Annotated in this window: 25 protein-coding genes and 1 pseudogene; 6 read left to right on the top strand and 20 right to left on the bottom strand. The window is 66.9% G+C overall.

Features of this window, described 5'->3' with window-relative positions; genetic code table 11:
* Positions 1 to 23: 23 nt before the first annotated feature.
* From ACQPYK_RS49305 to ACQPYK_RS49280, 6 genes and pseudogenes are all read right to left on the bottom strand, one after another.
* A pseudogene (locus ACQPYK_RS49305) lies at positions 24 to 509 on the bottom strand (Tn3 family transposase); the annotation flags it as partial.
* Between the two features lie 210 nt (positions 510 to 719).
* Positions 720 to 1892 carry a hypothetical protein gene (locus ACQPYK_RS49300; RefSeq protein ID WP_433259779.1) on the bottom strand — a complete coding sequence of 391 codons (1173 nt, stop codon included), beginning with the start codon at positions 1890 to 1892 and terminating at the stop codon, positions 720 to 722.
* A gap of 221 nt (positions 1893 to 2113) precedes the next feature.
* On the bottom strand, positions 2114 to 2914 hold the full coding sequence (locus ACQPYK_RS49295; RefSeq protein ID WP_433259778.1) for an alpha/beta fold hydrolase: 801 nt from the start codon (positions 2912 to 2914) through the stop codon (positions 2114 to 2116).
* 95 nt (positions 2915 to 3009) lie between these two features.
* Entirely contained in the window at positions 3010 to 3933 is a 924-nt protein-coding gene (locus ACQPYK_RS49290; RefSeq protein ID WP_433259777.1) for a 1,4-dihydroxy-2-naphthoyl-CoA synthase, read from the bottom strand.
* A 62-nt stretch (positions 3934 to 3995) separates the two neighbouring features.
* Entirely contained in the window at positions 3996 to 4808 is an 813-nt protein-coding gene (locus ACQPYK_RS49285; RefSeq protein ID WP_433259776.1) for a helix-turn-helix domain-containing protein, read from the bottom strand.
* Between the two features lie 845 nt (positions 4809 to 5653).
* Positions 5654 to 6109 (bottom strand): hypothetical protein, encoded by a 456-nt coding sequence (locus ACQPYK_RS49280; RefSeq protein ID WP_433259775.1) that lies wholly within the window; start codon positions 6107 to 6109, stop codon positions 5654 to 5656.
* Positions 6110 to 6254: 145 nt separating this feature from the next.
* On the opposite strand from ACQPYK_RS49280, the gene ACQPYK_RS49275 reads away from it, so the two are divergent.
* Positions 6255 to 8435 (top strand): ATP-binding protein, encoded by a 2181-nt coding sequence (locus tag ACQPYK_RS49275; protein WP_433259774.1) that lies wholly within the window; start codon positions 6255 to 6257, stop codon positions 8433 to 8435.
* A gap of 60 nt (positions 8436 to 8495) precedes the next feature.
* On the opposite strand, the gene ACQPYK_RS49270 is transcribed toward ACQPYK_RS49275, so the two are convergent.
* A complete protein-coding gene (locus ACQPYK_RS49270) occupies positions 8496 to 9476 on the bottom strand; it encodes a terpene synthase family protein (protein ID WP_433259773.1) in 981 nt (326 codons plus the stop codon).
* 577 nt (positions 9477 to 10053) lie between these two features.
* On the opposite strand from ACQPYK_RS49270, the gene ACQPYK_RS49265 reads away from it, so the two are divergent.
* Entirely contained in the window at positions 10054 to 11397 is a 1344-nt protein-coding gene (locus tag ACQPYK_RS49265) for a hypothetical protein (protein ID WP_433259772.1), read from the top strand.
* 459 nt (positions 11398 to 11856) lie between these two features.
* Here ACQPYK_RS49265 and ACQPYK_RS49260 read toward each other — a convergent pair whose 3' ends face one another.
* Positions 11857 to 12747 carry a hypothetical protein gene (locus ACQPYK_RS49260; protein WP_433259771.1) on the bottom strand — a complete coding sequence of 297 codons (891 nt, stop codon included), beginning with the start codon at positions 12745 to 12747 and terminating at the stop codon, positions 11857 to 11859.
* Between the two features lie 194 nt (positions 12748 to 12941).
* Between ACQPYK_RS49260 and ACQPYK_RS49255 the strand changes: the two genes are divergently transcribed.
* On the top strand, positions 12942 to 13319 hold the full coding sequence (locus ACQPYK_RS49255) for a DNA-directed RNA polymerase subunit alpha C-terminal domain-containing protein (protein ID WP_433259770.1): 378 nt from the start codon (positions 12942 to 12944) through the stop codon (positions 13317 to 13319).
* Positions 13320 to 13437: 118 nt separating this feature from the next.
* Here the strand turns inward: ACQPYK_RS49255 and ACQPYK_RS49250 are convergent, their stop codons facing one another.
* The 8 genes from ACQPYK_RS49250 to ACQPYK_RS49215 form a co-directional block, all read right to left on the bottom strand.
* Positions 13438 to 16137 carry a hypothetical protein gene (locus tag ACQPYK_RS49250; RefSeq protein WP_433259769.1) on the bottom strand — a complete coding sequence of 900 codons (2700 nt, stop codon included), beginning with the start codon at positions 16135 to 16137 and terminating at the stop codon, positions 13438 to 13440.
* A gap of 57 nt (positions 16138 to 16194) precedes the next feature.
* Complete coding sequence (locus ACQPYK_RS49245) at positions 16195 to 17262, bottom strand: phosphotransferase enzyme family protein (protein ID WP_433259768.1); 1068 nt, start codon at positions 17260 to 17262, stop codon at positions 16195 to 16197.
* The gene (locus tag ACQPYK_RS49240; protein WP_433259767.1) at positions 17247 to 18344 is read right to left on the bottom strand and encodes a glycosyltransferase; all 1098 of its coding nucleotides are present in this window, start codon (positions 18342 to 18344) and stop codon (positions 17247 to 17249) included. The genes ACQPYK_RS49245 and ACQPYK_RS49240 overlap by 16 nt, the downstream gene beginning before the upstream one ends.
* The gene (locus ACQPYK_RS49235) at positions 18341 to 19138 is read right to left on the bottom strand and encodes a sugar phosphate isomerase/epimerase family protein (protein WP_433259766.1); all 798 of its coding nucleotides are present in this window, start codon (positions 19136 to 19138) and stop codon (positions 18341 to 18343) included. The genes ACQPYK_RS49240 and ACQPYK_RS49235 overlap by 4 nt, the downstream gene beginning before the upstream one ends.
* Positions 19135 to 19965: a hypothetical protein gene (locus ACQPYK_RS49230; protein WP_433259765.1), complete on the bottom strand. Its 831-nt coding sequence runs from the start codon at positions 19963 to 19965 to the stop codon at positions 19135 to 19137. Before ACQPYK_RS49230 ends, ACQPYK_RS49235 begins: the two co-directional genes overlap by 4 nt.
* 67 nt (positions 19966 to 20032) lie before the next feature.
* Positions 20033 to 20725, bottom strand: coding sequence for an HAD family hydrolase (locus ACQPYK_RS49225; RefSeq protein ID WP_433259797.1), 693 nt, complete (start codon positions 20723 to 20725; stop codon positions 20033 to 20035).
* Positions 20616 to 21404 (bottom strand): hypothetical protein, encoded by a 789-nt coding sequence (locus tag ACQPYK_RS49220; RefSeq protein ID WP_433259764.1) that lies wholly within the window; start codon positions 21402 to 21404, stop codon positions 20616 to 20618. The genes ACQPYK_RS49225 and ACQPYK_RS49220 overlap by 110 nt, the downstream gene beginning before the upstream one ends.
* Positions 21405 to 21628: 224 nt before the next feature.
* The gene (locus ACQPYK_RS49215) at positions 21629 to 22771 is read right to left on the bottom strand and encodes a hypothetical protein (protein ID WP_433259763.1); all 1143 of its coding nucleotides are present in this window, start codon (positions 22769 to 22771) and stop codon (positions 21629 to 21631) included.
* Positions 22772 to 22890: 119 nt separating this feature from the next.
* Between ACQPYK_RS49215 and ACQPYK_RS49210 the strand changes: the two genes are divergently transcribed.
* Complete coding sequence (locus ACQPYK_RS49210) at positions 22891 to 23766, top strand: GntR family transcriptional regulator (protein WP_433259762.1); 876 nt, start codon at positions 22891 to 22893, stop codon at positions 23764 to 23766.
* Positions 23767 to 24103: 337 nt separating this feature from the next.
* On the opposite strand, the gene ACQPYK_RS49205 is transcribed toward ACQPYK_RS49210, so the two are convergent.
* From ACQPYK_RS49205 to ACQPYK_RS49190, 4 genes are all read right to left on the bottom strand, one after another.
* Positions 24104 to 24361 carry a hypothetical protein gene (locus tag ACQPYK_RS49205; protein WP_433259761.1) on the bottom strand — a complete coding sequence of 86 codons (258 nt, stop codon included), beginning with the start codon at positions 24359 to 24361 and terminating at the stop codon, positions 24104 to 24106.
* 17 nt (positions 24362 to 24378) lie between these two features.
* The gene (locus tag ACQPYK_RS49200; protein ID WP_433259760.1) at positions 24379 to 24789 is read right to left on the bottom strand and encodes a hypothetical protein; all 411 of its coding nucleotides are present in this window, start codon (positions 24787 to 24789) and stop codon (positions 24379 to 24381) included.
* Entirely contained in the window at positions 24786 to 25028 is a 243-nt protein-coding gene (locus ACQPYK_RS49195) for a hypothetical protein (protein WP_433259759.1), read from the bottom strand. The genes ACQPYK_RS49200 and ACQPYK_RS49195 overlap by 4 nt, the downstream gene beginning before the upstream one ends.
* Before the next feature lie 203 nt (positions 25029 to 25231).
* On the bottom strand, positions 25232 to 25519 hold the full coding sequence (locus ACQPYK_RS49190; RefSeq protein WP_433259758.1) for a hypothetical protein: 288 nt from the start codon (positions 25517 to 25519) through the stop codon (positions 25232 to 25234).
* 296 nt (positions 25520 to 25815) lie between these two features.
* Between ACQPYK_RS49190 and ACQPYK_RS49185 the strand changes: the two genes are divergently transcribed.
* On the top strand, positions 25816 to 26643 hold the full coding sequence (locus ACQPYK_RS49185) for a helix-turn-helix domain-containing protein (RefSeq protein WP_433259757.1): 828 nt from the start codon (positions 25816 to 25818) through the stop codon (positions 26641 to 26643).
* Positions 26636 to 26851 carry a DUF397 domain-containing protein gene (locus tag ACQPYK_RS49180; RefSeq protein ID WP_433259756.1) on the top strand — a complete coding sequence of 72 codons (216 nt, stop codon included), beginning with the start codon at positions 26636 to 26638 and terminating at the stop codon, positions 26849 to 26851. The genes ACQPYK_RS49185 and ACQPYK_RS49180 overlap by 8 nt, the downstream gene beginning before the upstream one ends.
* The last annotated feature ends 30 nt before the right edge of the window (positions 26852 to 26881 follow it).

Genomic DNA, 26881 nt, shown 5'->3' with positions numbered 1-26881 from the left:
CGCCGTACGGATTCCTGCCAGGTTTACACACCGTCCTCGTTCACGACGGCGGAAGATGCATCCTGGGGCAGCAGTGCCGCCGGTCCGAGCGGCCGCAGGCCTTTGTCCGGGGCCGAGGAAGCGATCGCGTAGCGGCCCAGGCAGTTGAGGTGAGCGTGGCCCAGCGGGGACAGCCGGGCCACATCCTCGTCCTTGACTGGCACGCCCTGGGCACGCAGCTGGTCCAGGATCGCCGACAAGTACTTCGAATTCCACGAAACCACAGCATTGAGAACCAGCCCTAATGCCGCTAACTGATCTTCCTGGCCCTCCCGGTAGGCCTGCCGGATCTTCCCGGCGTTGCCGTGGCAGATCTTGCGTGCCAGGCGGTGCCGGGACTCCTGGACCGACAGTTACTTGCCCAGGCTGCGGCGGTAGCTGGAATCGATCGGGTCCAGCATGCTGAGCAGGTGCAAGGTCTTGTCGATGCGGCCGTACTTCGTCGATACAGGATCAGTCCTCGTCGGGCTTGTGGGCGCCGACCGGCTCGGTGATCCGATCCCATCGGTCCGACCCGCCATCGGCCGTTCAGGCGCCGGTGTCCTCGTCAAAGGTGAGCGCGTGACCGTAGGCTCAGCACCTCGGCTATGGCCGAGGGCGGATCGGCTGGCCGTAGCTACGCGGCTACCTGGATGACGTCGACTTTGTCGGTGTAGAGGGTCGGTGCCGAAGGGGCGGGATCAGTCCAGCCAGCGGTGGCGGCGCAGCGTCGCCGAGCGCCGGCTGCACCACGGCGAGCAGTACAGCCGGATCCGGCCCGGACCCCGGTCGGGCAGGGGCTGGGCGCAAACCCGGCAGCAGCCGGCCGCGATGACGGGTGCGAGCTCGGCCAAAAGCTGGTCGACGTCGGCCAGCTGGCCAGGCGGCGGGTCCTCGTCGGCGCGGCAGCCGGTCCGGTCGGTCGCGCCCAGCAGATGGGCGAAGAGTGCGCGCAGCTCGGCCAGGTCACGGTGGCGGATGCCCAGCAGGGTCAGGTAGTCCTCGATCGGCCAGGTGATCAGGGCTGCGGCCCGGGTGAGGTACACCCCCACCATGTCGATTCGGTAGCGGTCGCTGTAGTCCATCAGGGTGTAGCCGAGCAGTTGGTGGATGGTGATCAGGTCGAAGGCGTACACGTTGCGGGTGCTTTTGACATCGATCAAGGCCCCCTCGACGATTAGGTCACCGTCAGCGGGGACGTCGGCGCTGCCGTCGAAGGTCGGACCGGACCAGCAGCCATCCGGCGCGCTGTCGGCTCGCAGCCGTTCCAGCGGCCCGGCTTCGGTGGCGTGCAGCTGGACGAGCATGTCATCGACCAGGTGCCGGTGCGGCAGGGCCAGCAGCTTTTTCAGGGTGAATTCGCCGGGTGCGGCCAGCGCGCTTTTGTACAAGGGGGTGTCGGGGAAGGCGAAGGCGTTGCGATAGTTCAGCGCGTACCAGGCGCTGGCCAGCAGCATCCGCGCCAGATGCTCCTCCGCATCGTCGGCGCGCAGCATCGGGCTGCGGCGATCGTCCAGCCTTAGCTCGGCGACGATAGCCGTGATCTGCTCAGCGAGCTGGCAGCCGACCTCGGTCAGGGCCTGCCAGAGGCGGCCGGGCGATGACTCGGTGATGAGCCGGCACGCGCTGATGCCGGCCGTGGTGGCGGCGTCGACGGGTGGGGCGCAGGTGAAAGCCAGCCGTAGCCGCTGGTCGATGGCGGTGCCTACCGTCCCGGCCTCGTAACCGACCCCTTCACCGGGCAGGATCAGAGGCCGGGTGGGGAGGCGGGCCCGGTAGGTTGCGCGCAGGGGCCGGCTGCCCGCCGACAGCTCCCGATCCAGGAAGCGCCGCAGCGGGGTGCGTGGCGAGGCCAGCCCCTGCCTGAGGCTCACCTATCAACGGTAGGCCAAGTCCAGTGACGTACTGCGTTCGAGGGGGCGGTCTTGGCCGCCGCGCCCGGCCGCGTTGCGGTATCAGCTCCAGGCCACCGGCAGCTTTACGGGGCCGCCGACGGTATGGCTGATCTTGCGTGGGATGGCGTCGACCGGTCTGCCCTACCTGCCGTCGCGGGTTGCCCAGACACGCCCAACCCGTCCTCGCCTAACAAACCCTGCTAGGAGAATGTTCGAGAAGACACAAGGGCGGACAGGAACTCCGCGAGGACCTGGTTGACTTCTTGCGCGTGGGTCAGCGACGGAGTGTGCGCGGCGCCAGCGATGACGTTCACCTGGGTGGCTGCGGGCAGCCGATCGGCCAGCAGATCCATACGGTCTCGTGGCAGAGACGTATCCTGTGACCCCCAGATCAGCAATGCCGGACAGGTGATCTCCGCCAGGCGGTCGCTCACGTCGTCGCGTTCCAGCAGGCACGTGGCCGATTCCCCCAACGGGAGCGTGCGGCTCTTCCATCTCTCCCGCCATTCGGCGGCCTGCGGATGGTCGCCGATGAGCTGCATGGACAGCGGGGTGACGAGGTCGTCAATGGGGCCGTGCTCGCGCAGAGCGTCGAACAATTGACCGTAGCCGACCTTGTCGTCGGGATGACAGGGGGTGGCTTCGGTGTCGCTCAAGATGATGGCGCTGACCCGCGTGGGAGCGAGCAGCGCGGCTCGCAGGGTGATGAACCCCCCCTGGGAGATACCACCGATCGCGGCCTGCTCGATGCCGAGGTAGTCCATCAGCCCGAGAAGGTCACTAGCCTGATCCCAGTAGGTATAGGGCTCGTCAGCGTCGGCGGTGGCACCGTGCCCACGGGCATCCCAGGCGATCACACGCCACTGAGGAGAGAGCGCCGCGGCCTGGGCGGCGAACACGGTGTGATCGGTGAAGTAGCCATGCCCGAGAATGACGGGGGGTCCGTCCCCGCCCGTGTCGGTGTAGTTGATTTCCCGACCGTTGACATACGCGGTGGCCAAGATATGACTCCTTGGGAGGTAAGGCGTCTCACGCTTCGCGTGCGAAGAGGCCGCACGCTGAGGAGGTGGGGGCTGGGGGGTAAAGAGCAGAGGGTTCAGTAGAAGTACGGGTACTCCGACCAGTCGGGGTCGCGCTTCTGCAGGAACGCGTCCCTGCCCTCCATGGCCTCCTTGGTCATGTAGGCCAAGCGCGTGGTCTCGCCGGCGAAGACCTGCTGGCCCATCAGACCATCATCAACCGCGTTGAATGCGAACTTCAGCATCCGCTGCGCGGTGGGCGACTTGCCGACGATCTTCCAGCCCCATTCCAGGGCGGTGACCTCCAGCTCCGCGTGCGGCACAACGCGGTTGACGGCGCCCATGGCGTGCATCTGATCGGCGGTGTACTCCTCGCCGAGGAAGAAGATCTCCCGCGCGAACTTCTGGCCGGTCATGCGCGCCAGGTAGGCCGAGCCGTAGCCCGCGTCGAAGCTGCCCACATCGGCGTCGGTCTGCTTGAACCGGGCGTGCTCGGCGGAGGCCAGCGTCAGATCGCACACCACGTGCAGGGAGTGACCGCCACCCGCGGCCCAGCCGGGTACGACCGCGATGACGACTTTCGGCATGGTTCGGATCAGGCGCTGCACCTCAAGGATGTGCAGACGGCCCGCCCGCGCCGGGTCGATGGTGTCGGAGGTCTCGCCGCTGGCGTACTGGTATCCCGAGCGTCCGCGAACACGCTGGTCGCCGCCCGAGCAGAAGGCCCAGCCGCCGTCCTTGGGGGAAGGGCCGTTTCCGGTGAGCAGCACGCAGCCCACGTCAGAGCTCATCCGCGCGTGGTCGAGCGCTCTGTATAGCTCGTCGACCGTGTGCGGGCGGAAGGCGTTGCGCACCTCCGGCCGGTCGAACGCGATTCGCACGATGCGCTTGCCCTGCCGACTCTCCGAAGAGATGTGGTAGGTGATGTCGGTGAAGTCGAAGCCCTTGACTTCAGTCCACGCGAGCGGGTCGAAATGCTCGGACACATTGATATCTGACACGGTGGGCAGCATAGTCATCCCGGATCGAGGCGAACAATCTGACCACCGGAAACCATCGGAGACTATCGCCTACCAGGTGCATCACCGTCCGGCTTCTTGATACCGACGTACTGCTGCACGGACCGGGTGGGATCTGGGTGAGGGTAGACGTTCGCCAATAGGGTCAGTTCGATATCGTTGTCGAGGTCGCGGACACGCATGTGTGGAGAATGCCTGCCCATTAAGATCTCCCGTCGATTCCACATTCGGACAAACTCGGGAAACCGAGATAGCTCTTCGAACGCTCTGCCGAATGCTGGGTCATGGATCCGCCGCACCATATTCGTTCGCAGCCAGGCAACCGTGAGCCGGGCCTCGATCTCCCATTCGACCATGATCTTGCGGGACTCGGGGACGGCGAAGAACCAGGTCAAGACGTTACCCACCTCTGCGAGGTGCCGATAGATGCGGCAGTATTCGCGGTTGCCGTACTGCACCCACCATGCAGAGTCCACCCATCCGGCAAGGTGCGGATGAAGCCAGTCCACCTGCTGACGTTCTTCACTGGTAAGTTCCGGCTCAGGGACGGAGGTATTGGACTGCACCGAATCGGCATGGGTGTAGGCCACCAAATCATGCATGTGCTGGCGGACCACCTCATTGACGTCAAGTGCGTCGGCAAGTCGGTCTACCACCTCCCTGCCCGGGTTGTCGGCGCGCCCTTGTTCTAGCCTGGTCAGATAGGTCATGCCCACCTCCGCAGCGACGGCGAGCTTGGCGCGGCTAAGTGGTTCCCGGGAGGCTTGCGGCTCTCCCGGGTCAAATCCAGGAGGTGTGGTTGACCGCCTCAGGTGCCGCAAGTAGTCACCGAAGGAGGGACGCTGAACGCTACTCATAGCGCCCCAGCGTATAGACACATAGATCGTTTTCGACACATGCAAAGCAGGGCAAACGGCGCAGTCCTGCTGTGGAGCAAGCTCGACACCATCCACCCAAAACAGGGCAAATGATCATGAACCAGCTATAACGGACTTCGCCAAGCCGGCAGGTGATCGCGTGTCGCATGGCACGATCGGATCGCCACAACCGCCGATCAGTCAAATGTTCTGGATTCTCAGCGGACATCATGGGTCGATATGCGAAACGGGCAGCTGCGATCAAAAAATTTCCGCCCCACCGAGCATTTGTTTCGTCACGAAACGTAACGACTATTGGGTGAGAGTGTCGCCGACCTGGCAAGTTGTTGATTGCGATAAGTAATCAGAGCCTTGGTGGGGGTATCCCTTACAGGGATACCCCCACCAACCTCACTTGCCGAGAATGTCAATTGACGGCCAAAATCCCGTGTATTGCCGAGGGGCGAAGTTCACGTCTGGGCTATGGGGGCCCGGCACTGCTGCTCACGAGCTTTTCCCTTCGGCAAGCGCAAACCTGCCATTAGCATCTGCCATCGATACAAGCGATTGCTGCCTGTTGCCTTGGCATCCCGTGATGAAGCAGCTTTTGGCGGCCAGGCTTAAAGGCCCGAGGGAGGGGGCCAAGCATCATGAACGGCGATCGCGCACAGGCACGACACCAGTGGTACCGGCTGCTCTCTTCTCCCGTGTCCCGGCCCACCGAAGCCAGATGTGTCCGCGGTCATGCTCCAGTGCCCCTTCGCCGGGGGGCGCTGTGTCTCGCTGGCTGCGATGCCGGGCGGTCTTCATGCGGCGAGGGTAGGAAGACGGGCAGGCGAGGTGGCTTAGGTCTCGTTCACCGGCTGCCGGGGGGCGGCAGCGCCGGCGGCTGCGGCCGCAGCTGCCGCGGCGATCTTCTGCCGGAAGTCCTCGAACACCTCGGGGGGCAAGGCGGCCAGGTTCAGTGCCGCCTCCCGCAGGCCTGCTGGATCACGGTCCTCTCGGGCCACATCACTCAGCTGAAAGGCCAGGTCTTGCACGGGGTCGGTCTGCAGGCCGAAGGCGGTGGGGTCGCCATCCAGGCAGCGGATGATGGGCCACAATGTCTCGGGCTTCGGGTTGCCGGTGCCTTCCAAGAGGTTCAACAACGTCTGGTGGGAGGGGCCGCGGCCGCCGTTGGAGGCCTTGATGGCCGCAGACAGGCTGCGGAGACTCTTGGCGGACCAGAGTTCCCCATCGGGGGCGCGTCGCTGGTGCAGGAGCTGGTCAAGCGCCTTGGCCACCGTGGCCGCTGCATTCACCTTCAGACTCTTTCTCCTGGGACTGACGCAACCGTACCCCCCGGCGGATCTTCATGCCAGTGGAGCTATAAGTGATCTTTGGTTGTCACGCATATCGTCGGCTCGGGGTTCCTGGTCGCGGCGCGGGACGGGAAAGGAGCGGATCGTGACGGCGCGGTACAGGCGGCAGGGCGACTTACCGGCGGAGAACTCCAGCTTTATCGGACGCCATCAGATCCTGAGCGATCTCATCGCCGCGATCCGCACCAATCGGCTCATCACGGTCACCGGTAGCGGGGGGGTCGGCAAGACCCGGCTGGCCTTGCATGCCGCCCGTCAGTTGCACGGTGAGTTTCCCGACGGCGTCTGGCTCGCTGATCTGGCCCCGCTCGCGGATCTGGCGCCGTTGCAGGACTCACGGGTGCTGACGCACGCGGTGTGCCAGGCCTGCGGCACCACGGATGTCTCCACGCGCCCCGATATCGAGGTGCTGATCGACTTCCTGGCCGACCGGCGGCTGCTGCTGGTTTTGGACACCTGTGAGCATCTGCTCATCCCGGTGCGTGAGCTGATCTCCCAGCTGCTGGCCGCCGCCCCCCACGTGGTGATCTTGACGACCAGTCGCACCCCTGTGACCTTGCCTGATGAGCACGTGGTGGTGGTACCGCCGATGACCGAGCTGACTCACCTGGACGGGGTCGGCAGCGTCAGTGAGGCAGTGGAGCTGTTCGCCGAACGCGCCCGCGTCGTCATGCCGCACTTCGCCGTGAGCCCGCGTAACCTGCCCGCCGTCCAGGCGTTGTGCGAGCGGCTGGACAGCGTCCCGCTGGCGCTGGAACTGGCGGCCGTCCGCCTGGGGGGCCTGTCGCTGGAGCAGGTCGTGTCCTTGGTCAACGAGTCGACCGACGTCCTGCAGTCGGTCGACGTTGTGCAGGGCGACCAGCACGGTTCGCGGCATCACACGCTGCGCCGCACCATCGGCTGGAGCTATGAGTTGTGCGAGCCGGCCGAACAACGCCTGTGGGAGCGGTTGTCGGTGTTCGCCGGGGAATTCGATTTGGAGGCGGTGCGGGAGGTCTGCGCCGGAGACGACCTGCCAACCGACGAGATCGCCGACGTCGTGAGCGGCCTGGTCGCCCAGTCCATCTTGCAGATCCGCACCGACACCGCCACCGTGCGCTACCGGCTGCTGGACACCATCCGCGAGTACGGCGCCTGGTGGCTGAGCCGCATCGGGGAGACCGACACCTACCGCCGGCGCCACCGTGACTTCTACCTGCGCCTGGCCTACCGCGGCCGGGATCAGTGGAACGGTAAAGCGCAGCTGCGCTGGTATCGGCGGATGCGCACCGAGATCGGGCAGATCCGGGCCGCGATCGACTACTCCCTGTCCGACCCGCTCCAGGCTCCCCTGGCGTTGGAGCTGGCCAGTGCGCTGTGGTGGTTGTGGGTAGGCTGCGGCTACTCCAACGAGGGCCGCCACCATCTGGTCCGCGCATTGACCATGTGCCCCGACCCCAGCCCCGCCCGCTGCCAGGCTTTGTGGGTCGAAAGTTACCTGGCCTGCGCCCAAGGTGATTTGCTGCACGGCACCCAGGCCGCTGAGCTGTGCCTGAGCGAGGCCGAGCAGATCGGAGACCCCGCCGCCGTGGTCTTGGCCACCAAGATGCTGGGCACCGCGGCGTTCTTGGCCGGCGATCTGGAGACCGCCACGCTCAAGCTGGGCGTCGCGCTCGACTTCTTGGGCTCCGGGCAGGACGCCGGCGCCGGTCTGCTGCCGGCGATCGTGGAGATGGGCCTGGTGGCGACCATGCAGGGCCAGGGCCATCAGGCGCTGCCGATGCTGGAGGAGTTTCGCAGCCGTTGCGCCCAGCAGCAGGAGTTGTGGCTACGCTCCTATGGCTGCTACGTCTTGGCCCTGGCCTACCAGCAAGCCGGACGCCTGACCGAGGCCGTAACGGCCATGCGCGACGCGCTGCGCATCAAGCAGCAATTTTCCGACGTGCTCGGGATCGTCGTGTGCCTGGACGGGCTGGCCTCGCTGGTGATCGAGGCCGGGTGGTCCCCGGCAATGGCCGCCTCGCTGCAAGGCTCGGCCGAGCTCCAGTGGCACGAGTACGGGATGACCATGCTCAGCACGCCCGCTTTCACCGAGACGCGAAACCGGTGCACCCAGCGGATCATCGCGTTGATCGGTAAGGACGCCTACCGCGCGGCGCACGCCCGTGGAGCCAGCTTGTCCCTGACCCAGGCGATCGCCTACGCCCTGGGAGAAAGTGACGAGATCACTGACGAAGCAGAGCCCCCGTCCGCGGTTCTGCAGTCCCTGTCCTACCCGCTGGGGTGAGGAGTCCTGGCGTCCCTCGCCGAAAGCCGGATGCGGCAGAACCGCGGGCGGGGGCCCTGGTCAGTGGGGCGGCTCGGCAACGGCCAGGCCGCCCGCGGCGTAGCGGACGCTGGTAAGCGCGTAGTCCACCGCTCCGGTGATCCAGCTCCGCAGGCCCGCCACGTAGGCGCCCACCGCCGCCGATCCGCTACGGGTCAGCTCATCTCCCAATACCCGCACCTGCTCCACCGCCGCCTCCCGCATCGCCATGACCTGCTGCACTGCTTCGGCGCGGGAGCACTGGTGCGCGTGTTCCACCACAGTGACCAGGTTGTGGCTCGTATCGCCTTTTCCTGAGTCATGCTCTTTGACCCACGACAGCAGGTCGTTGTCCCAATCCACCACATCCACCGCGTGCCGGCTCACCTGGGTGAGAAGGGGGGATGCCCACTCCTCATCTTTCAGCCGCAGGCCGGTGGCCAGGTCGATCAGGGCGTGCACCGTGTGCACCGCGCCGGTGTGGCGGCGCATGATGAGGTAGTCGGCCAGGCTGGGCACGATCTTGGCTTCGCGGTTGGCCGCCTCCCAGGTTTGCGAGGCCAGGTAATGGCGGGTGGCGTGTGTCCACCGGTTCAGCTGTTCCCGGCTGGCGATCTGCGCGATCCGGGTGCGCAGGTCGAGCAAGGCGCGGTCGGATCCGGTCACGATCGCCGCGACATCCCCGTCCAGCAGCCGGTACAGGCGCGGGATCAGTAACGCCAGCTCTACGGTGGAGATCTCACCTTCGCAAACGACGTCGTCGAAAACGAACAACCAGGTGCACCAGTCACTCATCAGCTGCAGCAGCGGCCGGGTGGCATGGGGGTAGACGCGGCCGGCCAACTGCCCGTAGGCGGCGCGCCGGCAGCGCTCGATTTCGTCGGCGGGAGCGGCCTCAAAGCGCCGCAGCCACGCCAGAGTGCCCGCATCGACCTCATGGGCATACGGGCTGACCTGGACAGGCCATGGGCACCTCAGTTCGGGCAACTGGATGCCGCCCTGATCGGCGCAACCGGTGATCACGCGCTCCTCCTCGCTGAGGCCAACCAGCTCTGGTGGGCCCCAGGTGCATGGTGTGGTGGCCTTACTAAACCGCCCCAGAAGATCTTTTGTCAAACGCTTGACAGATGATCTTCGGTCGGGAGAGTCTGAATCCGCTTCACCACCCGTCACCTTCGCACCAACAACATCCGCTTTCGCGGACTGCCCACGAACGGATGATCGTGCTCGAGCCGCGATCCTTCGCTCGAGGGCACTGATCTGACCTGTTCACCGCAACCAACCGACCCCGATGCCCGCCGCTCCCGCCAAAAGGCGCGGCGGCGGCTGCTCCGGCGGGCCTCGGAGTTTCTTTTTGCCGCCATGCACGACAGCGGTCCCGTTCAGCGCGTATCGAGAGGTCTCGTCGAGATATGACCACGACCCCACCAAGAAAAGCATCCCGTTGAGACTGGATGATCTTGACGATAGCGACGATCCCCGATGCAGCGAGATCAGCCCAGCCCTAGGGCCACCCACTGGAAGTGATGACTGCGATCAGCGTAGACAGCTATCGCGTAGCTGACGGCCCAGATGGTGGCCCCGACAGTCAGGAGTACTCATGGTCCGCCAGGCAAGCTCGCCTGATGAGATCTTCGATGTTGAACTCCCCACCATTCCGACCACCTCAAGGGGCCTTCGCCTTAGCGTGGGCACCACTACTGATCTCTTCGTGAAGCGTCATGCCGAGGCAAACACGACAACCCGCCACCCCGACAACCTCTGGCCGCCTTCAGCCAAACGCGCAATCAACCGATGGAAGCATGCGGATGACTCACGCACGCCTGCCCGGCCGATGACCTCGGCCCCCACCGGGCCCGGACGCATCAACGGCACAGCGATGCACGGACTGTACCGGCGAGCGGTGACGAAGGAAACGAGCGAGGCAACGGCGTACTGGCACGGGCACCTGCTGTGGCAGTGGCAGGAGGTCAACCCAGGAACCAAGGCTGCGAGCAGCGAACTGCTGAGCGCGTGGAACCTGATCCTGGCCGAAGGCCTGTCGCTACAGCCCGAACCAACGCCCTACGGCACCGATCGCGAAAGCTACACCAGCACCTGGAAGAGCCAGGCGTTGCTGGCCGGAAGCCTTCCCTACGCCGCCTTTTCCCTGCCCGCCTCCGACGCGCTCACCTGGCGCGTCGCAGCCGGACAAGCGGGGCTGGTCTATGACCGTGAACCGGACCCTCAGCGCCTGGGGTATGAGCGGATTATCGCCGGCCGGGCAGAGACCTACGGGCAGCTGTTCGACCTGGACGCGATCAGCTCGGCCTACGCCGAGGCCCTGCCCGATGACATCGCCCAGCTGCACATCGCCGCCCTGCAGGAGCACCGCGATATCCGGGTGGGAACCTACGCCTCGGCCGATCTCCTGCTGGAGCACGCTCCGCTGCCCATCCAGGGCTTGACGCTCGGCCATCCGGTGGCCATGACCCTCATGCAGGCGTGGGATGCGGTGGCGCTCATCCCCGTACCCACACCACGGCATGCGGAAAGTCCAGTGGCGGCATCAAAGCCGACCTGCCGCAGGCCGGACATCCCGGTATGCGAGCACGAGGGGCGCCACGCATGGATCGGCGAGGTCGACGGAGCGCTCAGCGACGAGCTGCTGAAATTCACTCAGGTTTACTACTCCACGGATTTCCTGATCCAGGGAAAGCCGAGCAGCCTCGATGATCTGCTCGGCCGCCCCTACCTGATCGCGGTGACCTACCGCCGCTACGTGGCCACTCCCATCCTGCTGCGGCGCAAGATCAGCGCGGAGTTGCATCAGTTGATCTGCTGCCTGCTGCGGGGGATGGATAAGCGCGATGATGAGGATGAGCAGGTCCCCGGGCGGCTGCAGGGCCCTGAGCGCCTGCACGCGGAGGCCAGGATCAACCAGGCGTTCCTGTCGTCTGTGTAAAAGATCACTTACTGGCAGCGGTCAGCATAGCGCGAGCCGACTGGGTTACCGTGTTTCCCGTTTGAGGGAAGACGGAGCCCAGTCGGAGGCCCAGGGGTCCCTGTGGTAACTCAGCGGTGCGCCTTCCAGGGTGCGCTCGGATGTCAAGTGAGACCTGACCTGCATATTCGATGCTGATTCGATGCCGTGGGCCGATGAAGGAAGCCGGCGGCGCCGATCGACCCAGCCCCGGACGACGCCCCGCCGAAGTGGGCGATCGTCACCGTCGATGGTTCCGTCACGTTCATAGTTCGCGCACAAGTTGATGCCTGAGCGGTTGTCCGATAGTCGCGGGAAGAGAGCGCCAAGTGCCCTCAGGCGGTCGCCGAGACGTTATGGGTGTTTCGTGTCGGCGATCTCGGAATTGGATCGCTGACATTCGCATGTTGAGGCCCAGCCTCGGATGCGAGGCGCGTTGGGTCAGGTTCCGGCCGCGGGGTCCGATGGCGGTTCAGTGCTCCTGGTGTGAAGCGCAAGGCCGCCACCGTTCGCGGGCCGGAACCCCAGTCCATGGAGTTCGGGATCGTCGACCGCGGTGACCACGCACAGGGCGCTGGCCTCGGCTACCTCGCAGACCACGAGACGCACGAGGGCATCGCGCACCTCTGATGGGACGCCGGGCTGGATGTGCACCAGGTCGAGACGGGCGATGGTGCGTTGCTCGTCCTCCCAGGACGCGGCTGCCTGACCGACAAAAGGTTCCCCGCGGGCGTTGTCGACGTAGGCCTGAAGCCAGCAGGCAAGCCTGACCTCGACGATCAGCTGTCTGGGAATGGTGACATCCATCCCTGCCCGGGCCAGCCAGGCGCCGACCTTGGACACAGGCGGAGAAACCGATGCCGGCAGCGATCCGAGAATGGAATAGGCCTTCTCGAGGTCATCCGGCAAGGCGGGGAGCTCAATGTCGGGGAGTAGAACGGCACCGATGAAGAACCCGTCGGGCAAGAGGTTCGGGGGATCGTGAACGTCCAACAGGACGTACCCGTCTCGGATCGTTCGGCGGCTTCGACGAACCAGCCCGGTATCGAGTTCCAGCCTAAGGCGGAAGGCGAAGTCTACGGCCCATCCATCCGGCGAGGTCACCGGCAGGCCGGTGTACGAACCGCCAGTCCACGGACTCGCTGACCCCCTCGGGAACTCGACCTTGATGGCGTAAGTGTTCGGATCTCGCCGCCAATGGAAGATCACCAGCATGCCGTCGGACTCTGCCATGACATCGACGCCGGAGTACCCCTCCAGCACAGCGCCCGCACGTAGCAAGCGTGTCCTGACCGCTTCGAGGACCGCCTGTCGGGACCACTCAATTGTCATATGTTCAGACTCCCACGCCCTTCCCCTCGCGGATCGGGACATGTCACTGAAGATCGTAGGGTCTCCGGTGTCGAAGGGGGAACGGTTCGCTGGTGTCGGCCATCTACTGTGCGATGAGCCAGGAGACGGGTTCGGGCTAGGTATCAGGCGTAGGTCACCAGGAGTTCCGCACACCTTGTAATCGGCTGCAACATATGTGCATTCTGGTCCCCCGCAAACGGTCGACGTTCTGGCAAGGGGGACCGGCGGCGCTCGGTGCGGGTTGCCACTGGGAGGTGCACGTGATCCGCCTCGCTCTATGGCGCGCCATCGGCGCCGAACATCAAGACCTGCCAATTGACCAGCTCGGACTCTCCACCCGCACCCGGCACACGCTGCTCCGAGCGCAGATCTACACCGTCGGCGAGCTACTCGAATGGGACGACCAGGAACTCACCCTCATCAGCGGGTTCGGACCGCATTCGTTCAACGAGCTACGTCGGGTAATGACTCAGCTCTACGAGGACGCGCAGATAGTCCGGGTTGCTGGGACAGAGTCTCGTGTCACCACCCCGAGAACCGGCTATAGCTGAACCTCAAGAGGTACCGCGGTCTCCGAAGAGGCGGCGGGGTTTTCTTTTCGTGAGGATGTTCACGATCTTCGAGCCGAACCTGGGCGACCACTGCCGGACTCCGATTGATCTCAAGCGACTATGACGCCAGCACACCCGAAGTCTCATGCGCGACGTTCTGACTGGGCTGCCTGCCGCGTAGATACTCGGCCACGGCAGTGATCCTCCTCAGCGGCCCCAGGTCCGGCGGCGGCAGCGGGACCGAGCCGGTCAGTGCGCTGGCCGCCGACCGGATGGCCGTTTGTAACGGGGAGTCCTCGATGATCTGGTCGTGTAGGACTTCTCCGTCACGATCGATGGTGATCCGGTGCCGGTTACGGTCCAACTGCCATCCTTCCGCCGTGGTCACCGGGTCGAGATGCACGGTTAGACAGGTGCGCCCCGCGCGAATGGTGAGATAGCGGTGCCGGTCGTCCGGAGGACGGACGCCGTGGCTCCACCCGGTCGTGTCATGCGGGACGTGGCCGATCACGACGGCGGGGCTGGTGATGCTGGAGTGCAGTTCCAGGTCCATCACGGCGTCGCCGATGTGCAGGGTCGAGTGTTCAGTCAAAGCGGAGACGAACAGGTGCGGATCGTAGACGGCGCGCAGCGTGGCCTGTTCGGGATGGTGAGCCAGGTAGGCGGCGAAGGACTCGGCCGGGATGAGGCGGCGCAGTACCGCGAGCATGTGAAGCCACTCATATCCGAGGACGCCGTAGGAGCGGTCAACGAATCGGCCCCGGGCGATGTCGGCGCTGCGGTCTTTGGTGAAGGTGATCGCGATGTGCCGGATCGGGTTGTGCGGCTCGTATGCGGTGATGAGATCGATGGCCGTGTCGAGGGCACGGGCGTGGGCGTACTGGTCGGTGACCATGACGCGGGCATCTGGGTGGGCGGCGAGCAGTTTGGTGAGTGCTTGGGCCTCTCCGCCTTGGCATGCGGGTTTTTCCAGCAGGACGCAGGCGTGTGGATCGTGCCGCAGGATCGAGCGCAGCACCGGCAGGTGGTCGGCGGTGGGGCAGCACACCGACCACAGGCCGATGCCGTGGGCGACCGCTGCGGGCAGGTCGTCGATGCCGTGGCGGAAAGTCCGGTACGCCTTGGGCAGGTCCTGGTGCTTGGGGTCCAGGATCGTCAGCTGGGCGCCGGCATCGGTGAGGAGCTGGGCATGTAGGCGGCCAGCGGCGCCGTAGCCGACGACGCATGCCGTCATCCCGGCCAGTGGCGCCGACCCGGCGGGGGTGGGTCGGGCGGCCGTACCGAGGCCCAGGTAGGTGTCGTAGTAGGCGTCGTACAGGCCTGAGCCGGTGATGATGTCGTCGACGACACTGGTGTGCACGCCGGGCGGCAGCGTCGCGGCTTGGGCGCAGAGGGCTTTCGTGGCGATGAGTGTCCCGGCCCGGTAGGCGTCGTAGCCCTGGTTGGGGATCGCGTCGGACTCGAACAGGTTCAAGGATCGGCCGTCGCCGAGGACCGTCACCTCCGTTCCGGCGGGCAGACGGTAGCGGCGGCCGACGCCGGGAATCTCCGTCGCCGCGGCGGCGAACGCGGGGTCGGTGGCCAGCAGTGAGAAATCCTTGGTGGCATACGGGGCCAGCGCCACTCCGTCGGGTAGCGCGTCCACCGCCTCCGGGGTGAGGACGTCTTCGCCGGTGGTGCCGACGAGAAGGATCGGCCGCACGCTGCGCAACGCGTCACCGACGGTGCGGTAGGTGGGGTGCCCGGCTTCGGCGGCGGCGATCAACGCGAGCGGGTCGGGGTCGACGACGTGAACCTGGCAGCCTTGGGCGCGCAGCGCGGCCGCCAGCCGGGAGCCGAGGGTGCCGTAGCCGAGGACGAGAACGGTTCGGCCGATGACTTTCACCACAGGCAGCAGCTCACGCAGCCGCCGCAGGCACGAGTCAGCGATCTCCGGATAGCCAAGGTTCGTCTTCAGCGCCGAGCGGGCCAGGTTGAACACGGGAATGCTCAGCGGCCCGGCGGCGGCGATGCGTTTGAGCCCGGACACGGTGAGTTCCAGGGCGGCGTCGACCCGGCGAGAGGCGTCGGCGTGGCCGTACCCCTGGGCGATGAGGCCGCCGTCGTCGATGACGAGGACCTTCCGCCCGGCGGCGTGGGCGGCGTCGATGAACGTGTCCACTCCGGCGAGGGCCTGGGCGAGTTCGTCGGCGTGGCCGGCGGGCGCGTTGATCGCCGTGTTGTCGAGCAGGCCGCTGCGGCAGCCGCGCGCGATGAGGGTGGCGTGGATACGGTCACGGTTGCGGGTGCGGTCGCCTTTGGCCAGCGCGTACATCCATTCGGCGGGGACGCCGGCCTGCTGCAGGGCCAGCAGGAAGGCGAGGGTGTTCTCCACGTAGTGATCGCGGAAAATGATCGCCCATTTGGCGAGGTGGGGGTCGTGGGTGGCGTGGCGGGCCAGCAGCGGCATGGACGCGGTGAGCTGCAGCAGCTCAGCCGGGTCGTAGCAGCGCAGCCGGTCGTGTAGCCACCCGTGCAGGGATGCGGCGGCCTCCTCCCCGCCGGAGTGGACGTTGAGGAGGATCTCCAGGTAGTCGGCGGGCAGGACGTGGCTGAGCGTGTCGGGCCGCTCCGGGGTGTGGGGGCGCCAGCGGACGGTGACCAAGGGCGCCCCGCTGGCCGCGGTGAGCGTCACCGTGTGCGGGTCGGCGTGGTCGACGTGGAGATTGTGGCGGACGGCGATGTCGGCCGCGCCGTCGGTGAGGACGGCGGGCGAGATCGGCCCGCGAAGGACGTCCCAGGCAGCGGCGGCGCGTAAGGGCACGGTGTCCAAAGTCACGAGGGTCTCCTTGCAGGATCGGGGAACGGGACGATGGAGGGGAAGGCGCAGGAAAGGTCAGCCAGCCAGGTCCGCCAGGAGCGCGTCGGTTCCGGCGAGCTGCGCCAGCAGCACACCGGCGGTGTGGTGGCGTAGCAGCCAGAACTCGTCCAGGTCGGCCTGGAACAGGCCCGGCTTCAGGTAGTGCTGTTTGACGCCGTAGAGGCTGGTGAGCAGTTGCAGCAGCGCGACCCGCCCACAGGCGCGCACATCGACGGCGGGCACGGCCGGGTGAGCTTTTCGGTAGGCGCGGATGAAGGTGACGGCGGCGTCCGGCCACGCCGGGTCGTCGGCCACGGTGTTGGGGTAGAACGCCATCCGGCCCAGGTCGTAGGCGAGGAGGAACGGCGGGTTCGGCGGCCGGTAGTCCAGCACCGCCGACAGCGCGTCGCCTTGGAACAGCAGGTTGACCGGCGAGTAGTCGCCGTGCAGAACCTGCACGGTCAGCTTCTCGGGCAGGTCGGCGAGTAGGCCGGGCACACGGTTGAGCATGCTGCGGCGTTCCAACAGGGTGCGCTGCGCCTCCACATCGAACGTGTCGGCGACGCCGGCGCGGACCCGCCCGGCGATGATCTCCAGGAGCCGGTTGATCGTCGCGGTCAGCTCATCCACGTCGGGGGTCCGCCAGGCCCGTACTCCCGCGTCCGGGTCAGGACCGGTCGGCAGAGGGGCGAACAGAGCGTGGACGCGGCCCAGCGCGTTACCGGCGGCGGTCAGCTGCGCCGCCGACAGATGCGTCTCGACACGGCCGGGCATCCACTCCCACACCGACACCGGCAGTTCCCCGCCAGCGTCGATCACCTCTCCCTTTTCGTTGGGCAGGACCTGCGCGCCGGGGATGCCCGAATCCACCGCCAGGGCGGACAGGGCGATCGCTTCCCGTTCGGCGCCCAGGTCGGTGCCAGCCGGATAGTGCTTGACGAACGCCTCCAGTCCGTCATCGCAGACGACGCGGAAGTTGGTGGTGCCCTGCCCGATGGGCAGCTGTGTGATGGTGGCCACCTCCAACCCGTAGGAAGCGGCCAGGACGGCGGCGACCCGGGCGCCCCATTCGGAACCCGCGGAACTGGTCATGGCGTCGGACACGTTGATCCCCTTGTGATGGTGAGCTGGGTGAATATTCGCTGGTAGGTGTCGGCGATGGCCCGCCATCGGGCGTTGCCGTCGAGCATGGGGCGGCGGTCGCGGGAATGGGGCAGCACTTCCGCGTCGGCCAGCACCTGGCCGGGGCCGTCGGCGGGGTACAGCCGCGCCGGATACCCGGCGGTCATCTCCCCGATGGCGGGCAGGTCCGGGGCGATGACCGGGCAGCCGAACGCCAGCGCGGTGCTGACCGAGCCGGGGAACAGGACCTGAGCGAAAAACCGCCACGGCCCGTCGATCCGGTATGGGCACAGCGCGACGTCAGCCGCCCGGTACAGCCGGTGCACATGCTCGGGCGGGATGCGGTGCGGGTGCACATGAACCCGGCCGCCACTTCCCCGCGCCGCGGCTTCGATATCGGCGACCAGTGCCATGTCGCGGCACGGGCCGGCGATGAGCAGCCGCGCCCGCCGGGTGTGGGCGGCGAACGCGCCCGCCACGTTCGGCAGGTCTTTGTATGCGGTGAGGTTACCCACGATCAGCACCGCGTACGGGGCGGCGCGGAGCCGGTCGACCAGGGCGCGCACCGGCTCCGGCGCAGGGCCCGCAGTGGCGGGGGCGCTCAGCCCCGCCCAGCCGGCCACCACAACCGGCGCCTTCGTCAGCCTGGCCAGGTATGCGGCGTCGGAGCAGGTGTGGGTGAGGACTGTGTCGGCCACGCCGAGCACGCCGAGCGCGGCATGCCAGTCGGCGTCGCTGGGCGGCCCGCCGTCGATGGGCAGCAGGTTGTGTACCGTCCACACGATCCGCCACCCGCCGTCACGCAGCGCCGACAGCCGCTCCACCATGGTTTTCGCGGCGGCGAGCGTCCGTTCACCGTCTACACCCCGGTACAGGCGCTTCAGCCGATGAACGTTGATCACTCCGGGCTGGGTGGGGTGGGTTGGGAGAGCGTCCAGGGTGGAGGCGAATGCCAGCGGGAACCCGGCCGGGGTGTGGCGTTCCAGCTCAGCGAAGTACGGGCTTGGCCATCGTGGGTAGTCGCTGATCACCACCCACCCGCCGGACGGTGTAAGGCTGCTCATTGCGGCTCCAACGCGACGGCGAGTTCCGCCCACCACGCGGTGGCCGCCCAGTAGCGGGCCAGGCACGCGGATGGGCTGCGGTCGGCCCCGGTCCATTCCAGGGCAACCTCCAGGCGCTGCCCGGCGTCGATGCGGGTGGCGACCAGCGCGCCGAGCAGGGCATGCCCGGGCGTGTTCAGGTCGGCGCCCGCATCGGACAGGTGCACGACTTTCGCCTGGTCGAGGACCAGGCCCACCCAGGCGGGCGCTCCGGCGCCGACGGGCATGGCAGCGGCGAGCTGCGCGGTGTCGGCCAGCAGCCACACCGCCGGGCACGCGTCGACCATTTCGACCAGTCCCACGAATGTGTCCGGCTCCATCCACCCCGAGTCGTGCAGCTCCACCAGCAGCGGCACCGCGCTGCTGGCCAGCACGGGCAGCTGCGCCGCGAAGGCCAGTTGCCGCCCGGTCAGCGGGGTTCGGGCCAGCAGCCGCACCCATTCGGCGCCGAGAAGAGCCGCCGACTCAGCGAGACGAGCCACCTGCTGGGCTGCCTGGGCGCGGGCCCAGGCGCTGCCGGTCAGCAGGTCCGTCAGGTCCACGTCCGCGGTGACCCCGGTGATCGGTACCCCCGTGCCGTTGGCCGCTTTGCGCCATTGCCACACCGTTGCGGTGGACTGGGCGGCCAGGTCGACGCCGCGAGGACCGCCACGCAGATGAATGAACGGCACCCCATGCGACGCGGCCCAACCCAGCAGGCCGGGCACCTCCAGGCCCCGCACTGAGATGCTGTACAACCCGATCGGGGTGATCATGACGACTCCCACGAGAAGATCACGATGGGTTCGGCGGGGCGAGGCCCATCCAGGTCCGCGTACAGGCCCGCTGCGAGCTCGCCGGGCATGATCTGGCACCAGGCGTCGACCAGGTCCGGTGGTAGACCGTTCAGCCAGGTCGCCGCCGTGGTGTAGGCGTCCCGGTAGCGGCTGGTCGCCACCGCAGTGAGCTCATGCATGCCGATGACCGTCCGCCCGGCCCGGTGCAGCGACAGCGACGACAGAACCGATCCGGGATCTGGTGTGCCGAGCAAGCCGAGCGTGCCGCCCGGGGCGAGCAGCCGCGCGGCTCGCCGCGGGGCTCCGGCCGCATCGATGACCAGCCTGGCGCTGCCCTGCTCCACGGCGGTGACGCACTGCGTGCCGGGTACACGGCTGATCAGCGCATGCGGCCGGGACGTCACCACCCGAACCTGCATCGCGCCTCTGCGGCGCAGCTCCAGCGCGCAGCCCAGCGCGACGGGCCCGGAGCCGACCACCACGGCGTCGCCCAGATCGACATGGGCGGGAAGCTGGGCCAGGCCGAGCACCGCCATCTGCTGAAAGCGCGCCACCGCCGCCGCCTGAACGCGGGTGCCGGGTGGAGCGGTGACCGTGCCGCCGCTGGACGGGGCGAAGGAGGCGCCGTGCGGCACCGCCGCCAGTATCCACCCTGTGGAATGGTCACCGCCGAGCGTCATGTATCCGGCATCCCGGGTGCCGTCGGGGCCTTCGGTGGCGGCCAGGTGGCGACGCTCGGTGCCGGGGCTGAGCACGCTGAACCGCGCCCGCACCATCCCATCCGGGACCGGTACGGCGGGCAGCATATGGGCTCGCCCACCAACCAGGCGGATACGCGGGCCCGCATACCGGCACGCCAGTGGGCGAGCAGTGTCAACGCTCATGGAGGCTCTCCAGGTAGGCAGGCAGTTCAGCCAGGTGAGCGATCACACCGATAGCCGGGTCCAGCTCCGCCGGACGGCCTTCGGCGCTGATCAGGACAGCACGCATGCCATGGGTGCGCGGGCCGATGACGTCTTTCGCCGGGGTGTCCCCGACGAACAGGATCTCCGCCGCGGGGCATCCGGTAGCTTCGACCACGGCGGCGTAAAATCGCGGGTGCGGTTTACGGACACCAAGCGTGCTGGACAGCACCAACGCGTCGAAACAGTCGCTGATGCCGGCGTCCCGCAGTGTGCGGCGGCGCACGCTCTCCGGGCGTTGTGTGTCGCACGCCAGCACGCATATCAGCCCGCTGTCGTGCAGCTCCCGCAGCGCACGAGCGGCACGCGCGTCGATCTCCGCGTCTGGGACAGCGGTGAACACCGCCCGGGTGGCAGCCGCCGGGTCGTCCAGCACCGCCCCGCTCTCAAGGGCGGCCAGGCGTACCTGCTCAGCAAACGCCGTCTGCTCTCCCCGCTGCCGGTCAGCGGCGCGAACCCGGCGCGCCACCTGGTCGAACACGGCGGCGAACCCGTCAGGGATGCTCGCGCCTGGCAGGCCGCGCAGCACCTCGGTCACCGTGGCGGCGTCCGGGTTGGGGCCCGGCCGAGCCAGGGTGCCGCCGAAATCCAGCGCCAGCGCCATTACTTTCGTCTGCTTGGTCATGCCTGTCCCCCTGCCTGCGATCGGTGATCAGCTGCTCGATGCGGGCGGCGATCCCCTGAGGTGTCCCCCGCGCAGCGTGCATGCCGACCGATCTGGCCAGGGCGTGAACGTAATGGAGTCTCTGCCGTTGAGCAGGCCCGTCCTCCAGCAGGCGCAGCGGCTGCTCGCCGTCATCCAGGATGCGGTCCAGCAGGTGCCCACTGGCGCGCAGCCACACCGTCGCCGCAGTGTGCCGGTCCACCGGCTGCAGCGTCCGGCCAGTGGCGAGCGGGTCGCCATCGACGTCGACCAGCACCGCCGCCGCCACGGGCACCCTGACCGGTGTGATGGTCGCCAGGCTGGAGGGCAGCCCGCCCTGCCCGTGTAGGTCAACGGTGTCCGGGCCTTCGGGCAGGGTGAGCTCGGGGAACCAGCGGCGTATCGCGCTCCGCCGTCCCAGGATGGCGGTAGTGCCACCGCGTACGGCGGCCCCGCCTTCGGCGGCCACGTCGAGCAGCGTCACATCGCCGGCCAGCCAATGCCAGCCGCGCAGGGCGAGCGCGACCCCGACGAGGGTTTTGCCCGCCCCGTGGCCGCCGAGCAGCAGCGCTGCACCCACTTCGGGCCGGTGCATCGCGACGGCGTGCACGCACACGGTGCCGGACCCAAGATGCAGCACGTGCAGGTGAGCGTTGATTAAGCGGCGGGCGTCGCCCGGGTCCCCGGGCAGTACCACACCCGCCCGCGCACCGTCGGGACAGCCACACAAAGGACGCGAGGACGCGCCGGGAATATGCGGCGCATGCCGGGGCCAGGTCTCGATCAACCGCTTGTCGGCGCGGACCGCCAAGACACGACCGGCGCTGCGCACCTGTACGACGCATCCCGGGTTCATGAGCGTCGTCATCGGGCGCTCACCTCCGGCAACACAGCCGACAGCGCGTCCCACACCGGCAAGTGCGCGAGCGCCCGCAAATCATCCACCATCAGTCGCACCCCGCGGATCCCGGCTTCTACGAGGTCGAAGCCCGCTTCCTCGGTACCGGCCGGGACCGGTCCGGGACCGGTGATCGATAGGAGGTCGGCGGAGTGCAACCGCTGTCCGGGCACGTGCGCCGCTTCGGCGATCACTGCTGTCAGTTCGGCTGCGGTCAGCAGGATGGCAGTCGGTACGCCCGCGCTTCTGCCCGGTGGGAGTCCTCCAGCGCTCACCTGGACGATCGCGCTCAGCGGCGCGGGAGGGGCGTAGGCGACGGCGGCGCGATGTTCGGCAGCGGTGAATAACCTCCGCCGTCGGGTCCCGTGCACCAGCATGGGGCGGTTTTGCCTGGCGTCTTCCGGGCGGGCTAGCCCCATGGGCGGGGCCACGCGGGTGGGCCAACCGGCCACCACACCATCGGGGCCGACCAGCACCAGGTCGTCGGCCATGAAGCGCGCGTCGAGTTCAGCGTGAGCCCGGTGAGCCAACGTGGACTTCCCGCCGCCTGACGGCGCGGTGAACAGCACCACCGACTCGCCGATCATGACAGCGGAGGCATGCAACAACCGCCACCCGCGGGTAAGCATCCGGCTGGAGAAGAACAGCAGTGCCAGCCAGACCGGCCAGCGTCCGACCGGCTCATTCGCGCTCATGAGGAGCCGGGTCGAACGGTGAGCCCGATCAACCTCCAGGAACGCCGCCGCCTCGGAGGGCCGATAGCGGCCCAGAATTCGCAGCCCTTCCCCGGACTCCTCCATAACGGCCATCTGGCGGCCGGGTGCCGGATAGGTCAGGGTCGGCCGATCGGCGAACAGTGCCTCGGCGGCCTCCCTGCCCGGCAATGCGCCGTCGCGGTCCCGCTCTATTTGCAGCGTCCAGTCGGGTTTCTCGCCGGGTGCGCGTGGCTGGCAAGGCGGGCTCAGCCCCGCCATGACCTCATGGACATGGTCCGCCTCGCCACATACGCGAAGTCGCCAAGCCTCCAGCGTCAAATCCGAAGCTTGTTCCGGTGTAGGTCCGGGGCCTTCCTGCGAAGACGCAGGCGTTTCGATTCGATGGTTGATCACCGTTATGCCTTTCGCGACGTGAGTGGCGGAGCTGAGCGAAGGTTGCTCTGGCCGGGCAGCCGACTCCGTTTGGAAGATCCGGCCATTGGCTGATCACTGCCCTGCTCAATACCGGGATTGTGATCTATTTTGATCGTGTGACGCCGATGGGCTGTTGTCAATGGATCACAACATCGGTATTACTGGAAGGAAAGGTCGGTTCACACGGCGCGAGTTGCGGGAAGAAGGTGCCGCCGGGGATGGTCGCTAAGCACAGACAGATCGCAGAAGACCTGCGGGCCGCTATCAGGTCCGGTGAATACCCTCCTGGGTCGCCGCTGCCGAGTCACCTGGAGTTGGTGGAACGCTACGGGGTCTCCCGCTCGACGGTGAACACCGCTCTCGGGTTCTTGGAGGCGGAACGACTCACCCGTGGCGTGCCTGGTCAAGGCGTGTTCGTCCTTGAGTGGCGGCCGGTCCGCGTCGCGGTAAGCCGGTATGCGGCCGTGCTGGAGCCCGGCGGGCAACTCGGCCCATGGGAGACCGCCTGCCAGCAGGCCGGAGTCAATGGTGCGATGGTCACAATCGGAGTCGATTGTGTACTTGCCTCCGTCGAGGTTGCTGCCGCGCTGGGTCTGGGCGAAGGCGCACAGGTGATCCGGCGCAGTCGTCACGCGATGATCGATCGCATGCCCGTCCAACTGCACACGGCCTTCTATCCGGCTGATCTGGTCGAGGGCACACCCCTTGCCGGGACGGCGAAGGTGGTCGGAGGCGTCTACGCGGCGATGCGCGCTGCGGGCTTCCTTCCCGCCGCTGCGGACGAGAAGGTGAGCACCCGCCCCGCCGACCATGACGAGGCGGCTCAGCTCGGGCTCCGTCAGGGAACGCCCGTCCTGACGGTGGACAGGGTCACCCGGGACGAATCGCGGCGCCCTCTGGAGTACCTGCGAATGATCATTGACCCCCACCGAATCGAACTTCTCTATGACGACCTCCCCCTAACACGTTCGTAGCTCGGTTGAAGATGTGTCACGGCAGAACATGAGGAATCGCTCTGTCGCATGAGCTGTATGAGTGACCTGACCCGGCTGCTTCAGGGTCGTTTGCCGGAAGTTCGGTGGGCGCGACCAGCCCGTGGTTACCCGTCCTGCGGCTGAGGTGCCCCGCCCGAGGATGGAAGGCGTCAGGCGGGGCACCGCCGGTCGCAACCAACGGGCGGAGCCCCCTCAGTTCAGGGGGTCGTGCGGTCGCGTCCGGTCCCGCGAGCGGCCCCGGAAGGCTTGCACCACCGCTCGCGGGATGGGAGGGCGCGGCAGCGCGGGACGGGGGCCACCGTGCCGCCGCGCCAGCTCATGGGGCGAAGGTCCGCCGGGCTCGCGAGCTGTGCGTCCGCTCGGCCTGGACGGCCAGCGCCGAGCCGAGCGCCTCAGGTGAGGTGGGAATGCTGACCCGCTCGACCCCGGCGTCCGCCTCTTCACGGCTGACAGGGGCGCGTCGGACGGCTCTCCACTCACCAGGGGTGTCCTGGTCGATGTGCCAGCCGGGGTAGGTCTGCGCGAGGACGGCGAGCTGGCGCTCCTCGCGCGGTATCACGCGTGTCGGGTCCAAGACGGACTCGTCGGGACTCACGGCATGCTCTGGTAAGGATGACGCGGGTTTTGTGCGGGGCCTACGGCGCGGCGGCGTGCGCCTGGGAAGCGGGGCCGCCGCGCCTGCTTGGGGGTGACCAGGGCGCTCACGCCGGGGGCGGACGCCTGGTGGGGGATGGCCAAGGTCATAACCGTCTCGTGCATCTGGGCTTCGAGGTCCTCGGAAGTAGCTGCCTGGACGATCACCGGTTCGGGTACTGGCCAGGCCGCGATGGCGTAGAAGCGGCGGCTGCCCGTGCCGTACAGGATGGTCCAGTTCGGCCATGCCTGGCTCAGGCGCTCGGCTTCGGCGCGGGCCGGGCCGTCCCACAGGCGAGGGGTGACGGTGGTGGGGACTAGGCCGTCGCGGTGCCGTCCGGAAGCGCGGCCAGAACGTCGCCTGATCACGATGCCACCCGTTTGGCTGCCTCCCGGGCGGCGTTTTCCTGCTGCTCGACCTCGGCGCGAAGCTCCTCGATGGTGTCGGCGTCCACCGTGCGGAAGGGGGGTTGGTTCAGGCCTGTGCCTCTTACCGAGCTGTCAGGGAAGGGTTTTTCGCGGCTGGCCCAGTAGCGACCGGCATCGCTGCGAATCACCCGCCAGCCGGGGATCGCGGGGTCGGGCATTGGGGATTTAACATCCTCCATGGATCGGACCTCCATCCGACCAAGGCCCCGTCCGGTCGTCGCAAGCGCCGGGCGGGTCCGCTTGTTTGGGGGGAAAGTGTTTGGAGCGTGCCGCGCGGAAAGGGCGGCCGTAGGTTGAAACAGCCCCGACTGCGCGACATCGGGGAAGTCCCGCTGACCGATGAGACATAACGCGGCATCCCCGTGCGGCTCCTGCTCGCCCCTCATGCGGTCACCGCCGCCATGATCATGTTGGCCGCGAGGTCATCGTTGGCCCAGACCCATTCGCTCCGCCGCCATAGCACCGACCACCACGGCCGCCAGGTGAAGACCCAGCCCCACGCGCGGCGGATGACCCGGACGCGGATCTCTACCCCGCCGGTGGACATGATCTCCAGCACCGGCGGACCGGAAGCGGGGATGACCAGCGAGTTGGATACGCCCAGGACACGCAGGTCCCAGCCCAGCCGTATCAGGTGGATGAACTGCTCTTGCGCAGAGGACACCGTCATAAGCCTGCCCTTCATCAGCTCAGTGAGCCCGAGCGGGAAGACGGCGGGGCATCGATCTTCCGTCGCCGCAACTGCCTTGCTCAGAGCTCAAACGGCAAAAGCCAAACCCCTTGGCCATCTCCGCCGAATCGGTCGCCTGCCCTGAGAAGATGCGGCAGGCTGTACACACAACATGATGCATACGAACTTGCGTGTATGCAACATGTTGCGTGTGCATCAGTGGTGATGATTCCGATACTCTTTGCCGCATGACTCAACGGCGACAAGCCCCAACCGCTCGTCTACGGCGGCTTGCGATGGAGTTGCAACAGCTCAGGGAGCGTTCAGGCTTGTCCCGCGAGCAGGTCGCGGACGCTACCGAGATCAACCGTGCCACCTTGTATCGAATCGAGACGGCGCAGGCGAAACCGCAGATTAGAACGCTGCGAGCGCTGCTCGAAACGTATGGCGTGCCGGAGAAGCACCGAAACGACCTGATCGCAATTCTCAGATCGGCGCAGGAAGAGAGTTGGTTGCAGGTCGCGTCGGAAGACTTGCCTGATCAGTACGCCACTTACATAGGGTTTGAGCAGGAGGCGAAAGGAATTCGTAACTACGAATCGTCGTTCGTCCCTGGTCTGCTCCAAACCGAGGCGTACGCACGCGCAGCGATCCCCGGTGGCGCTCCAGAGTTGCCAGCAACGGAGGTCGAGAGTCGGGTAACAGTCCGGATGGCTCGTCAGGCGAAGCGTGACCCGTCACCGGCGATTGAGGCGATCATCGACGAAGCGGCGTTGCGTCGTCACGTTGGTAGCCTTGTGATCATGCGTGAGCAGCTACAGCGGTTGCTTGACGAAAGCGAACAGGCTCACGTGACGTTGCAGGTGATTCCGTTCGAGGCTGGCGCGCATCCAGGAATGCATGGATCGTTTGTCATCCTTCAGTTCGCCGACGATGTTCGTGATGTGGTCTACATCGAGGCGAGCACAACGGACCTGTTTTTGAACAGCGAGAACGACGTGAGACGATATAACCTGATGTTTGAGCACCTCCGAAGCGTCGCACTCAGTCCGGAAAAGACTCGTGACCTCATAGCTTCTGTGCTCGTAGATGTAAGGGTGAGAGGAGGTGCGGGCGATGCGTGAAGACCTTGATCTGTCCCGTGCTGAGTGGCGGACCAGTAGTTTTAGCGGCTCGAACGGGCAATGCGTACAGGTGGCTTTCCTTGGCGAGCATGTCGCTGTGCGCGACAGCAAGGACGCAGAGGGTCCGGTGTTGGTTTTTACTCCTGGTGAATGGAAAGCCTTTGCTGGAGGCGTCCGTCTAGGAGAATTTGAAATACCCGCGAGCTGACCTAGCAGCAACTTCAAAGACCCGCTAATC

It is taken from the genome of Streptosporangium sp. CA-135522 (assembly GCF_050949235.1).
Classification (GTDB): domain Bacteria; phylum Actinomycetota; class Actinomycetes; order Streptosporangiales; family Streptosporangiaceae; genus Streptosporangium.
The sequence above is the reverse complement of the archived record's forward strand: the minus strand, read 5'-3'. Positions and strand labels throughout refer to the sequence as shown.

Bases quoted from the DNA above. Each gene is read 5' to 3' on its own strand.
- ACQPYK_RS49265 (WP_433259772.1), top strand. From the start codon at position 10,054: ATGGTCCGCCAGGCAAGCTCGCCTGATGAGATCTTCGATGTTGAACTC.
- ACQPYK_RS49190 (WP_433259758.1), bottom strand. From the start codon at position 25,519: ATGACGGTGTCCTCTGCGCAAGAGCAGTTCATCCACCTGATACGGCTG.
- ACQPYK_RS49180 (WP_433259756.1), top strand. From the start codon at position 26,636: ATGCGTGAAGACCTTGATCTGTCCCGTGCTGAGTGGCGGACCAGTAGT.
- ACQPYK_RS49240 (WP_433259767.1), bottom strand. From the start codon at position 18,344: ATGAGCAGCCTTACACCGTCCGGCGGGTGGGTGGTGATCAGCGACTAC.
- ACQPYK_RS49230 (WP_433259765.1), bottom strand. From the start codon at position 19,965: ATGCTGCCCGCCGTACCGGTCCCGGATGGGATGGTGCGGGCGCGGTTC.
- ACQPYK_RS49225 (WP_433259797.1), bottom strand. From the start codon at position 20,725: ATGGCGCTGGCGCTGGATTTCGGCGGCACCCTGGCTCGGCCGGGCCCC.
- ACQPYK_RS49185 (WP_433259757.1), top strand. From the start codon at position 25,816: ATGGAGTTGCAACAGCTCAGGGAGCGTTCAGGCTTGTCCCGCGAGCAG.
- ACQPYK_RS49260 (WP_433259771.1), bottom strand. From the start codon at position 12,747: ATGACAATTGAGTGGTCCCGACAGGCGGTCCTCGAAGCGGTCAGGACA.
- ACQPYK_RS49235 (WP_433259766.1), bottom strand. From the start codon at position 19,138: ATGATCACCCCGATCGGGTTGTACAGCATCTCAGTGCGGGGCCTGGAG.
- ACQPYK_RS49255 (WP_433259770.1), top strand. From the start codon at position 12,942: ATGTGCATTCTGGTCCCCCGCAAACGGTCGACGTTCTGGCAAGGGGGA.
- ACQPYK_RS49285 (WP_433259776.1), bottom strand. From the start codon at position 4,808: ATGAGTAGCGTTCAGCGTCCCTCCTTCGGTGACTACTTGCGGCACCTG.
- ACQPYK_RS49195 (WP_433259759.1), bottom strand. From the start codon at position 25,028: ATGGAGGATGTTAAATCCCCAATGCCCGACCCCGCGATCCCCGGCTGG.